9 protein-coding genes are annotated in these 12,304 nt (G+C 64.8%); 6 read left to right on the top strand and 3 right to left on the bottom strand.

The window, feature by feature from the left end:
• Window positions 1–107: 107 nt before the first annotated feature.
• Window positions 108–506 carry a Co2+/Mg2+ efflux protein ApaG gene (apaG, locus tag IC762_RS32390; protein WP_195786138.1) on the bottom strand — a complete coding sequence of 133 codons (399 nt, stop codon included), beginning with the start codon at window positions 504–506 and terminating at the stop codon, window positions 108–110.
• A gap of 294 nt (window positions 507–800) precedes the next feature.
• Here apaG and IC762_RS32385 point away from each other — a divergent pair, with 294 nt between their 5' ends.
• From IC762_RS32385 to IC762_RS32360, 6 genes are all read left to right on the top strand, one after another.
• A complete protein-coding gene (locus tag IC762_RS32385; protein ID WP_195786137.1) occupies window positions 801–2,060 on the top strand; it encodes an OpgC domain-containing protein in 1,260 nt (419 codons plus the stop codon).
• Window positions 2,060–2,824 carry an SGNH/GDSL hydrolase family protein gene (locus IC762_RS32380; RefSeq protein ID WP_195786136.1) on the top strand — a complete coding sequence of 255 codons (765 nt, stop codon included), beginning with the start codon at window positions 2,060–2,062 and terminating at the stop codon, window positions 2,822–2,824. The genes IC762_RS32385 and IC762_RS32380 overlap by 1 nt, the downstream gene beginning before the upstream one ends.
• Window positions 2,825–2,897: 73 nt before the next feature.
• Window positions 2,898–3,941 carry an SGNH/GDSL hydrolase family protein gene (locus IC762_RS32375; protein ID WP_195786135.1) on the top strand — a complete coding sequence of 348 codons (1,044 nt, stop codon included), beginning with the start codon at window positions 2,898–2,900 and terminating at the stop codon, window positions 3,939–3,941.
• Between the two features lie 288 nt (window positions 3,942–4,229).
• On the top strand, window positions 4,230–5,732 hold the full coding sequence (gene glpK / locus IC762_RS32370; RefSeq protein WP_195786134.1) for a glycerol kinase GlpK: 1,503 nt from the start codon (window positions 4,230–4,232) through the stop codon (window positions 5,730–5,732).
• Window positions 5,733–5,995: 263 nt separating this feature from the next.
• Window positions 5,996–6,619 carry a GNAT family N-acetyltransferase gene (locus tag IC762_RS32365; protein WP_195786133.1) on the top strand — a complete coding sequence of 208 codons (624 nt, stop codon included), beginning with the start codon at window positions 5,996–5,998 and terminating at the stop codon, window positions 6,617–6,619.
• A gap of 256 nt (window positions 6,620–6,875) precedes the next feature.
• Window positions 6,876–7,502, top strand: coding sequence for a glutathione S-transferase family protein (locus IC762_RS32360; protein ID WP_195790385.1), 627 nt, complete (start codon window positions 6,876–6,878; stop codon window positions 7,500–7,502).
• A 166-nt stretch (window positions 7,503–7,668) separates the two neighbouring features.
• On the opposite strand, the gene maiA is transcribed toward IC762_RS32360, so the two are convergent.
• Window positions 7,669–8,328 carry a maleylacetoacetate isomerase gene (maiA, locus tag IC762_RS32355; RefSeq protein WP_195786132.1) on the bottom strand — a complete coding sequence of 220 codons (660 nt, stop codon included), beginning with the start codon at window positions 8,326–8,328 and terminating at the stop codon, window positions 7,669–7,671.
• Between the two features lie 118 nt (window positions 8,329–8,446).
• Window positions 8,447–12,304 carry a methionine synthase gene (metH, locus tag IC762_RS32350; RefSeq protein WP_195786131.1) on the bottom strand — a complete coding sequence of 1,286 codons (3,858 nt, stop codon included), beginning with the start codon at window positions 12,302–12,304 and terminating at the stop codon, window positions 8,447–8,449.

The following is a 12,304-nucleotide window of genomic DNA, read 5'->3' as shown; positions in this document are numbered from 1 at the left end:
TAGGGTGGGCAAAGGAGCGTAGCGACGTGCCCACCATCCGCGTTGTGCTCGCGATGGTGGGCACGCTTCGCTTTGCCCACCCTACGGCACTGCCGTTGTCGCAGGCGTCAGTTCAACACCCTTTTCCCATCCGGGCTCGGGCTATCCAGCGAAAATGTCGGCACGTCGATGTCGAAGCGCTCGCCGCTTTCCGAGACCATCTGATAGCTCCCGGTCATGAAGCCGGAGGCGGTCGGCAGCGGCACGCCGGAGGTGTATTTATAGCGCTCGCCGGGCGCGAGCGTCGGCTGCTCGCCGACCACGCCCTCGCCGCGCACCTCCTGGCGGCGTCCGGTGGCGTCGGTGATGATCCAGTGCCGGGTGCGCAGCTGCACCGTCTCGGCGCCCGAATTGGTGATCACGATCGTGTAGGACCAGAAATACTCGCCCCGTTCGGTCGACGAGCGATCCGGCATGAAGTTCGGCTCGACGGTGACTTCGATCTGGCGGGTAATGGCGCGGTACATGCAGTCGCTTTCGGTGATTGACGAGCGTGATCCGGAAAAGCGTGCAGTGGTTTTCCGATCAGATCATGCTCAAAGCGATGCTTATCATAGCCAATTGGTCCGCCGGAACCAATCGATTGCCGAGGGGGCGACGAAATGCCGGCCCTGGGGCGGCCCCGTTCATCGCGCTTTCAACATAGTTCCGGCCTAAATCGCGCCGCATGCCGCCGCACTCAGCGCTTTGTCCGCAAGTCGTGGGCCGATATTATCTTTTCAGCACGGGCCGCGGGCTTGCCGCGTCCGACACGGTGTTTGATGAGCTCGATTGCCGATCCCATAGCCGGTTCGCCCGCGGCTGACGCCAAGGGTACCAAGGGTGCGCAGGCGAAAGCCGCGGCGAAGGCGCCTGCGATCACGCTGCCGGCGACCGGCGAGCGCGAACTGCGGCTCGACCTGTTTCGCGGCCTCGCGCTGTGGCTGATCTTCATCGACCACCTGCCGACCAATCTGCTCACCTGGCTCACCCTGCGCAATTACGGCTTCTCCGACGCCACCGAGATCTTCATCTTCATCTCCGGCTACACCGCGGCCTTCGTCTATGGCCGCGCCATGCTGGAAAGCGGCTTCGTGATCGCGACCGCGCGGATCCTGCGCCGGGTCTGGCAGATCTATGTCGCGCATGTCTTCCTGTTCACGATCTTCCTCGCCGAGATCTCCTATGTCGCGACCTCGTTCGAGAACCCGCTCTACAGCGAGGAAATGGGGATCATGGATTTCCTCAAGCAGCCGGATGTCACCATCGTCCAGGCGCTGCTGTTGCGTTTCCGTCCCGTCAATATGGACGTGCTGCCGCTCTATATCGTGCTGATGCTGTTCCTGCCGCTGATCCTGTGGCTGATGAAATGGAAGCCCGACGTCACGCTCGGGCTCTCGGTGCTGCTCTATGCGCTGACCTGGCAGTTCGATCTCTACCTCTCGGCCTATCCGAACGGCTTCTGGGCGTTCAATCCATTCGCCTGGCAATTGCTGTTCGTGTTCGGCGCCTGGTGCGCGCTCGGCGGCGCGCGGCGGATGTCGCGGATCCTGTCGTCGAACATCACGATGTGGATCTGCATCGTCTATCTGGTCGCGGCGTTCTTCGTGACCCTGACCTGGTACGTCCCGCAGCTCGGCCACATCATGCCGAAGCTGATCGAGCAGTGGATGTACCCGATCAACAAGACCGACCTCGACGTGCTGCGTTTCGCGCATTTCCTGGCGCTCGCAGCCCTCACCGTGCGCTTCCTGCCCCGGGATTGGCCGGGCTTGAAATCGCCGTGGCTGCGACCATTGATCCTGTGTGGCCAGCATTCGCTTGAGATATTCTGCCTCGGGGTCTTCCTCGCCTTTGCCGGTCATTTCGTGCTTGCCGAGGTCTCTGGCGGTGCCGCACTGCACGCCTTGATCAGTGTCGCAGGCATCCTCATCATGTGGGGCATGGCGTGGATCATTTCGTGGTACAAGCACTCTGCCGACAAAAACGCCTCGCGAACAAAAGGCGCCGGCAATGCCGACCTGGCCGGAGGGGGAGCATGATGTCCGCGCGGACGCTGCTGGGTCTGACGCTGCTGGCCGTTTGGCTGGTGGCTGCGCCCGCGTGCGCCGAGGAGCCCGCTGCCGAGCCGCCTGCGCCGTGCGACGTGCCGGGTTATCTCCTCTCCAGCGAGAGCGTGCTGCCGAAGGTCAGGGATGCGGTGAAGGCCAACCAGCCGTTGAACGTGCTCGTGGTCGGCAGCCGCTCCTCGACGATCCCGAACAACGAGGCCAGCGCCTATCCGGCCAAGCTGCAGGCTGCGCTGAAGGAGGCGCTGCCGCAGGCTGTGATCGATCTATCCGTAGAATTACAGGCAAAAAGCACCGCGGAGGAGACGGCCGCGACCCTCGTTAAGCTTGTCGAGGCAAAAAAGCCTACTTTGGTCATCTGGCAGACCGGCACGGTCGATGCTATGCGAGCAGTCGATCCCGACGATTTCCGCAGCGCCATCGACGACGGCGTTGTTGCGTTGCAGAAGGCCGGGACCGACGTGGTGCTGGTCAATCTGCAATATAGCCCGCGCACGGAAACCATGATTTCTGCGCCGCCTTACCTCGACAATTTGAAGGTGGTGGCGCAGCAGCACGACGTGCCGCTGTTCGATCGCTTTGCGATCATGAAGCAGTGGAGCGATGCGGGATATTTCGACCTGTTCAGCACCGTGCATGGTGTCGACCTGGCCAAGAAAGTCCACGCCTGCCTCGGCCAGGCGCTTTCGAAATTCGTGATTGATGCGGCCCATCTGGGCCCGGCGCAGCAGAACTAGAGCATGATCCGGAAAAAGTGGTGACCGGTTGTCCGATCGGAACATGCGCAAAATAAAGAGCATGAGAAAGTAGATGAGTTTCGTTCGCCCTTTTCGAGTGATCGCGTGGCGCGGCCTGGGCGCCGCGGCCGCACTTGCGCTCGTTGTGTCCACCGCCGTCGCGCCGTCATGCGCGCAGACCGCGCCAGGCGATCAGCACGCAGCGCTTGCGCCCGGTGCGAAGGCCGAGGCCGCCAAGCCTGATGCGACGAAGCCCGACGCAACGAAGCCTGATACGGCGAAGCAAACGGCCGCTGCGGCAACCGATGCCGCCAAGACGCAGCAGCCGGGCTTCGCTGCGCAGGCCGTCGACCGGCTGAAACAGGCCGCGAAGTCGGCCGGCGACATCTTCCACCGCGTGCCCTGCCTGCAGCCCAAGGGCGTGGCGAACAGCACCGGTTCGCTGCCGCATGTCGCGGCTAAGCTCGCAGCCGGCAAGCCGGTCCTGATCGTCGCTTTCGGCTCGTCCTCGACCCAGGGCTACGGCTCCTCGGCGCCGGAATTCACCTATCCGAACCGGCTCGCGACGCAGCTGCGCCGGCAGTATCCGACCGCCGACATCACCGTGGTCAACCGCGGTATCGGCGGCGAGGATGCGCCCGAGATGATGAAGCGGCTGCAAACCCAGGTGATCGATGCCCATCCGGATCTCGTGATCTGGCAGGTCGGCACCAACGCGGTGCTGCGCAACCTCGATCCGGCCGAGACCGAGAAGGATGTCGAGGACGGCGTCGCGCGCATCCAGGCCGGCGGCTCCGACCTCGTGCTGGTCGATCCGCAATATTCGCCGCGCGTCACCGAGCGCCCCGAAAGCGCGCGCGGCATGGTGAAGCTGCTCGGCCGCATCGCCGCGCTGCGCCATGTCGGCATCTTCCCGCGCTTCGAGGTGATGCGCGAGTGGCACGAAAAGCAGGCGATCCCGATCAACGATTTCGTCATCTCCGATGGCCTGCACATGAACGATTGGGGCTATGCCTGCTTCGCCCAATTGCTCGGCGACGACATCATCCGCTCGGTCGGCGCGATCAAGATCGGCGTCAACGTCCCCGCCGAGACGCGCACCTATCGGCCGATGTAAGCGGGCCTTTTGCGACCGCACATTCAGTGTCGTCCCTGCGAAAGCAGGGACCCATAACCACCGAATTTCATAGTTGCGCACCACCGGGACGACGAGTCCCTTTCACAACGCCCGCTGCGGAGTATGGGTCCCTGCTTTCGCAGGGACGACATCGAGTATGTTGCGTCATCGAGAATCATGCATTCACATCTTCTCAGAATGACGGGTCAAGCTTGACGTCCCCGCGCTAATCCGCTCCCTTTGGCGTCGACACAATCCCCATCGGGACGAAGTTTTAGGGAAACGCTCATGTCTTTCGTGCTGGCCATCGATCAGGGCACCACATCGTCGCGCGCCATGGTGTTTCGCAGTGACATCTCGATTGCCGCGGTGGCGCAGCAGGAATTTCCGCAGCATTTCCCGGCCTCGGGCTGGGTCGAGCACGAGCCGGAGGACATCTGGACCTCGACCATCATGGTGTGCCGTGACGCGCTGGAGAAGGCCGGCCTCAAAGCGCGGGACATCGCCGCGATCGGCATCACCAACCAGCGCGAGACCACCGTGGTGTGGGACCGCGCCACCGGCCAGGCCGTGCACCGCGCCATCGTCTGGCAGGACCGTCGCACCGCCGACGTCTGCGCAAAACTCAAGGCCGAGGGCCATGAGCCCGCGATCTCGGCGAAAACCGGGCTGATCATCGATCCCTATTTCTCCGGCACCAAAGTCGCCTGGATCCTCGACCACGTACCGGGCGCCCGCGAGCGTGCCGAGCGCGGCGAACTGCTGTTCGGCACCGTCGACTGCTATTTGCTGTGGCGGCTGACCGGCGGACGGGTACACGCCACCGATGCCACCAACGCCTCGCGCACGCTGTTGTTCAACATCCACACCGGCGAATGGGACGACGAGCTCGCAAGACTGTTGCACGTGCCGCGCTCGATGCTGCCCGAGGTGAAGGATTCCTCCGCGCGCTTCGGCGAGAGCACCGCCGATCTGTTCGGCGGCCCGATCGCGATCTCGGGCATCGCCGGCGACCAGCAGGCCGCGGTCATCGGCCAGGCCTGCTTCGAGCCGGGCATGATGAAGTCGACCTACGGCACCGGCTGCTTCGCGCTGCTCAACACCGGCACCACGCCGGTGGTCTCCAAGCACAAGCTGCTCACCACCATCGCCTATCAGCTCGCGGGCAAGCGCACCTACGCGCTGGAAGGCTCGATCTTCGTCGCAGGCTCTGCCGTGCAATGGCTGCGCGACGGGCTCGGCATCATCAAGCACGCCGCCGAGACCGGACCTCTTGCCGACAAGTCCGACAGCATGCAGAGCGTCTACCTGGTGCCGGCCTTCGTCGGCATGGGCGCGCCGTACTGGAATCCGCGCGTGCGCGGCGCGCTGATCGGGCTGACCCGCAACACCGGCCCCGCCGAGATCGCGCATGCGACCCTGGAGAGCGTCTGCTACCAGACCTTCGATCTCTGGGCCGCGATGCGCACCGACTGGCCGGAGGCCAACGCCGCCAACACCGTGCTGCGCGTCGACGGCGGCATGACGGCGTCGGACTGGACCATGCAGCGCCTCGCCGATCTGCTCGACGCGCCGGTGGATCGTCCGATGATCCAGGAGACCACGGCGTTGGGCGCCGCCTATCTCGCCGGCTACGAGGCGGGCGTCTATCCAGAGCCGGCAAAGTTCGCCGACAATTGGCGGCTCGAGCACCGCTTCCGCCCGGCGATGAGCCAGGCCACGCGCGACCGCAAGCTCGCCGGCTGGGCCCGCGCCGTGAAGGGCGTGCTCGCGAGCGACGAGGGAGAATAGGGCGCGCGGGCGACGCGCGCAGAACCGTAGGGTGGGCAAAGCGCAAGCGTGCCCACCATCGCGAGCACGGCGCGGATGGTGGGCACGTCGCTTGCGCTCCTTTGCCCATTCTACAAATTTGCGGCAGAACACGTCGCATAACCAACAACAACCATCAGGGAGAACAACATGAACACGGGGCGGGCCCTTTGCTCGCTCCCATTGCTGCCTTTCGATGGAATATGCCCCCTCCGTCGGAAGGTCTCAGATACAGGAACCTCGACATGATGCTGCCCGACGGCTACTCCGACGTCCCATCAGGTAAAATCGCCGCCGTCGTCACCCATCTCGAAATGACGTCGCGCCCGCCACGGCGCGACGATCCGCCCGGCGCGTGGGGCTTGCGCCGTGTCGATCCACCCGCGCTCGCCTGGTACCGCGAACTCTACCGCCGCGTCGGTGACGAATGGCTGTGGTTCTCCCGCGCGCGTATGAACGACGCCGAACTTGCTGCGCTCATCCACGCTGATGGCATCGAAGTCTACACCCTCGTCGTTGACGGCCGCGACGAAGGCCTGCTCGAGCTCGATTTCCACGAGCCCGGTAACTGCGAGCTGGTCTATTTCGGCGTCACCGCAAACTTCATCGGCACCGGCGCCGCCCGCTTCCTGATGAACCGCGCGATCGAGATCGCCTGGTCGCACCACATCGGTCGCTTCTGGGTGCACACCTGCACCTTCGATCATCCCTCCGCCGTCGCATTCTACCAGCGCTCGGGCTTCCGCGCGTTCCGTCGGCAGATCGAGGTGGCGGATGATCCCCGGCTCGACGGCTCAGTGCCGCGCGACGTGGCGCAGCATGTGCCGGTGATCGAGCAGGTGTCGCCAAGAACGACTTCGAAATGCTGACGCACCCGGTTGCAATGCGGTGCGGCCCATCTAAAGCGCGATGAGATTGGGTTGAATCGTCATCGCGCTTTAGCTCTTTGTTTGAGCATGATCTTTTCGGAAAACCGCTTCACACTTTTCCGGATCATGCTCTAGGATAGCGCAAAGCGCCACCCGCCAATCGTATCGTCGTGCCCGGGCTTGACCCGGGCATCCATCCATCCTGGAAGAAACGATGGATTGCTGGGTCGAGCCCGGCAATGACGAGTGTGCAAACATGTTCCTGATCGGCCAATACGACTCACCCTTTGTCCGCCGCACCGCGATCGCGCTGCGGCTTTACGGGCTACCCTTCGAGCACAAGCCGTGGTCGACCTTCGGCGACGCCGAGCAGGTCGCGGCCTATAATCCGCTGCGGCGGGTGCCGGCACTGGTGCTGGATGACGGCGAGGCGCTGATCGAAAGCGGCGCGATCCTGGATTATCTCGACGAACTGCTCGGGCCGGAGCGGGCGATGATCGCGCGCTCAGGCACGGAGCGGCGCAGACATTTGCGCATCATCTCGCTTGCGACCGGGCTCGCCGACAAGGCGGTCAGCCTGATCTACGAGCGGGTGCTGCGCAAGGAGCAGCTCAAGCTGTGGGTCGAGCGCTGCGAGGCCCAGATATCGGGCGTGCTCGCGGTGCTGGAGAAGGAGCGCGCACAGGTCGCGACGCCGTACTGGCTCCGCGATCGCATCGGCCACGCCGACATCGCGGTCGCCTGCGCGCTGCGCTTCACCGGCGAAGCGCATCCGCATCTGTTCGATGCCCGTTATGGCGCGCTGAAGGCCCACGCCGCGCGTTGCGAGGCGCTGCCGCCGTTCCAGGAGATCGTGCAACCGCTGGCGCCGCCGAAGGGGTAGGGAGCCGACCTCGCGCCACAAATTCCATGTCGTCCCGGCGAAAGCCGGGACCCATAACCACTGATGTCAATTGCGGTGCAGCGCTGGAGCCACAGCCTGCCCGAACAACACAATTCTGTGGTTATGGGTCCCGGCTTTCGCCGGGACGACATATAGAGAGTGTTGCCTACTTCACCCGCATCGCCTCCGGCGTGTCGGGTTGCACACGGGGATGGGCCTTCGCAAACTCCGGCAGCGCCATCGCGGTGTCGTGGATGCGCTTCACCGTCGGCCAGGGCGACAGGCTGATCTGCTGGTTGATCGCCGCCGTGACATGGCCGACCAGGCAGATGTCGGCAAGGCCCGGCGTATCGCCGTGGCAGAATTGCCCGGTTGCCTTGTGGCCGGCGAGGTGGCCTTCGAGCGCGGCCAGTGCCTCGATCGTCCAGTGCCGGAACCAGGCGCTCTGCTGGCCGTCGCGCAGATCGAGCTCGCGGTTGAGATAGCGCCGCACCCGCGGCGTCAACAGCGGATGGCCTTCGCAGGCGACGATCAGCGCCAGCCCGCGGACCCGGGCGCGGCCGAGCGCATCGGGGGGCAGCAGCGGCGGCTGCGGATAGGTCTCGTCGAGGTAGTCGATGATCGCGAGCGACTGGAACAGCACGGTGCCGTCGTCGGTCACCAGCGCCGGCAGCGCCATCTGCGGATTGATCTTGCGATAGGCATCGGCGCGATGCGCGTCGGCATCGATGTCGACATGGATCACCTCGGCCGGCACCTGCTTGAGATTGAGTGCGATCCGCACCCGAAAGCTCGCCAGCGATCGCCAGAAGGAGAAGAACTGCATGGGGCACGCTCCACTTGTCATGCCCGGGCTTGACCCGGGCATCCATCGATCTTGCAAGAAGATTTGTTGGAAGATGGATCGCCGGGTCAAGCCCGGCGACGACACGTCTTGGAGAGCCTCAACCCGCCCCCACGGCCTTCTTGCGCCACGCCAGATGCACGGCGCAGGTGCAGCCCTGCGGATGCGAGGCCAATTCCACGTCGTTGGCCGGCGTCGCGGCCGGGGCGATCGCCACATCCCTGGTGCCGTCCTGCGACGGGATGTAGTTCAGCACCGGTGCCAGCCAGCGCTCGATCTCGGCGACCGTCATTTGCTTGCGCGCGGAATAGTCCTCGACCTGGTCGCGCTCGATCTTGCCGACGCCGAAATAGAAGCTCTCCGGATGCGAGAAGTACAGCCCGGAGACCGAGGAGCCCGGCCACATCGCAAAGCTCTCGGTCAGCTTGACGCCGGAGGTCGCCTCAGCATCGAGCAGCGTAAACAGCGTCTGCTTCTCGGTGTGGTCGGGCTGCGCTGGATAGCCGGGCGCGGGGCGGATGCCGTCGTATTTCTCGAGGATCAGCTCGTCCGACGTCCACGGCTCGTCCGGCGCGTAGCCCCAAAACTCCTTGCGCACGCGCTGGTGCATGCGCTCGGCGAAGGCTTCGGCGAGGCGATCCGCCAGCGCCTTGCACAGGATCGAGGAGTAGTCGTCATTGGCGTTCTTGAAGCGGTCAGCGACCGCATCCTCGCCGATCCCGGCGGTGACGACGAAGCCGCCGATATAGTCGGCCACGCCCGTCTCCTTCGGCGCGATGAAATCCGACAGCGCGGCGTTGAAGCGGCCTTCGCGCTTCTCGAGCTGCTGGCGCAGCGTGTGGAAGGTCGCGATCCTCTCTTTCCGCGTCTCGTCGGCATAAACCGCGATGTCGTCGCCAACAGCATTCGCCGGCCAGAACCCGATGGTGGCCCGCGCCGTGAACCACTTCTCCGCGATGATGGTGTCAAGCATCTTGCGCGCGTCGGCATAAAGCGAGCGCGCGACTTCGCCGATCTTGGGATCGTCGAGGATCGCAGGGTATCGGCCGGTCAATTCCCAGGTCTGGAAGAACGGCGTCCAGTCGATGTAGTCCGCGAGCTCGGCGAGATCGTAGGCGTCAAAACTCCTCAGCCCGAAGAAGGCCGGCTGCTTCGGAGGCTTCGCGGCAAAGTCGATCGCGACCTTGTTGGCGCGGGCATCGGTGAGCTTCAGCCGCTTCTTGTCGGCCTGGGCGCGGAAATGCGCCGCAGAGATTTTTGCGTATTCGGCGCGCACCTCGGCGGCGTAGGCCTGCTTCTTCTCCGTCGACAGCAGCGAGGAGGCGACGCCGACCGCGCGGCTGGCGTCGTTGACGTGCACCACCGGCCCGCTCTTGTAGTTCGGGTCGATCTTCACCGCCGTATGCACGCGGCTGGTGGTAGCGCCACCGATCAGGAGCGGCACGTTCATGCCCTGCCGCTCCAACTCGCCGGCGAGGAAGCTCATCTCGTCGAGCGAAGGTGTGATCAGGCCGGACAGGCCGATGATGTCGGCGCCCTCGGCCTTCGCGGTCTCGATGATCTTGCTCGCGGGCACCATCACGCCGAGGTCGATCACCTCGAAATTGTTGCACTGGAGCACGATGCCGACGATGTTCTTGCCGATATCGTGGACGTCGCCCTTCACGGTAGCGAGCACGATCTTGCCGGCGGCGTTGCGGCCGTCGCCGGTCACGCCGTTGGCGAGGTTGCGCGCCTTCTCCTCCTCCATGAACGGCATCAGATAGGCGACAGCCTGCTTCATCACGCGGGCGGACTTCACCACCTGGGGCAGGAACATCTTGCCGTCGCCGAACAGGTCGCCGACCACGTTCATGCCGGCCATCAGCGGCCCCTCGATCACGTTGAGCGGACGCGCGACCGTGAGCCGCGCGGCTTCGGTATCGGCCTCGATGAACTCGGTGATCCCGTGCACCAGCGCGTGGGACAGCCGCTTCTCGACCGGCCATTCGCGCCAGGCGAGATCGGCCTCCTTGGTCTGCTTCTCCTTGCCGCGGAACTTCTCCGCCAGCGCCAGCAGCCGCTCCGACGCAGCCGGGTCGCGGTTGAGGATCACGTCCTCGCAAGTTTGGCGCAGCTCCGGATCGATGTCGTCATAGACGATCATCTGCCCGGCATTGACGATGCCCATGTCCATGCCGGCCTTGATGGCATAATACAGGAACACCGAATGCATCGCCTCGCGCACGGGCTCGTTGCCGCGGAACGAGAACGACAGATTGGAGACGCCGCCCGAGATGTGCGCGCCGGGCAGGTTCTGCCGGATCCAGCGCGTCGCCTCGATGAAGTCGACGCCGTAATTGTTGTGCTCCTCGAGGCCGGTCGCGATCGCGAAGATGTTCGGATCGAAGATGATGTCTTCCGGCGGAAAGTCGAGCCGCTCGACCAAGAGATCGTAGGCGCGCTTGCAGATCTCGGTCTTGCGCTTGAACGTGTCGGCCTGTCCGACCTCGTCGAACGCCATCACCACCACGGCGGCGCCGTGGCGCTTGGCGATCGTCGCCTCGTGCAGGAATTTCTCTTCGCCTTCCTTCATCGAGATCGAGTTCACGATCGGCTTGCCCTGGATGCACTTCAGGCCGGCCTCGATGACGTGGAATTTCGAGGAGTCCACCATGACGGGGACACGCGCGATGTCCGGCTCGGCCGCGACGAGGTTGAGGAACGTCACCATCGCGGCTTCCGAATCCAGCAGGCCCTCGTCCATGTTGACGTCGATCACCTGGGCGCCGTTCTCGACCTGGTCGCGCGCGACCTGGAGCGCCGCAGTGTAGTCGCCCGCCGTGATCAGCTTGCGGAAGCGCGCCGATCCCGTGACGTTGGTGCGCTCGCCGACGTTTACGAAGGGAATGGCGTCGGTCAGTGTGAACGGCTCGAGGCCGGAGAGCTTCAGCCGCGGTTCGATTGTGGGCACGGCGCGCGGCTTGTGGGGGGCGACGGCGCTTGCGATTGCCGCGATATGGTCCGGCGTGGTGCCGCAGCAGCCGCCGACGATGTTGACGAGGCCGGCGGCGGCGAACTCGCCGATCAGCCGCGCCATGAATTCCGGCGTCTCGTCATACTGGCCGAACTCGTTGGGCAGGCCGGCGTTCGGATAGGCGCAGACCAGCGTATCGGCGACGCGGCCGATATCGGCGATGTGCGCGCGCAGGTCTTCGGCGCCCAGCGCGCAGTTGAAGCCGATCGTGATCGGCTTCGCGTGCCGCACCGAATGCCAGAATGCTTCCGGCAACTGGCCGGAGAGCAGGCGGCCGGACTTGTCGGTGATGGTGCCTGATATCATCACGGGCACGTCGATGCCGCGCTCCTCGATGATTTCAGCGATCGCATACAGCGCGGCCTTGGCGTTCAGCGTGTCGAAGATGGTCTCGACCAGCAGCAGGTCGGCGCCGCCGTCGAGCAGGCCGCGGGCCTGCTCGCCATAGGCCTTGCGCAGGTCGTCGAAGGTCACCGCGCGATAGCCGGGATTGGAGACGTCGGGCGAGATCGAGGCGGTGCGGTTGGTCGGGCCGAGCGCGCCGGCGACGAAGCGCTCTCTGCCGTCCTCGGCGCGCACGCGTTCCGCGGCGGCGCGTGCGAGCCGCGCGCCTTGCAGGTTCAGCTCATAGGCGAGGTCCGACATGTCGTAGTCGGCCTGCGCGATCGAGGTCGAGGAGAAGGTGTTGGTCGCGACGATGTCGGCGCCGGCGCGCAGATAGGCGGCGTGGATGTCGGTGATCGCCTCGGGCTGGGTCAGGATCAGGAGGTCGTTGTTGCCCTTGATGTCGCGATGGAAGTCCGCAAAGCGCGCGCCGCGGAAGGCGGCTTCGTCATATTGCAGGCCCTGGATCATCGTGCCCATGGCGCCGTCGAGCACCAGGATGCGCTCACGGGCAGCCGCGAGCAAAGCGGAACGCTTGGGAGAAACCGGAACTGTCAT

The sequence above is a fragment of the Bradyrhizobium genosp. L genome (assembly GCF_015624485.1).
GTDB lineage: Bacteria > Pseudomonadota > Alphaproteobacteria > Rhizobiales > Xanthobacteraceae > Bradyrhizobium.
Note: the sequence above shows the minus strand (reverse complement) of the source record. Positions and strands in the feature narration are given on the sequence as shown.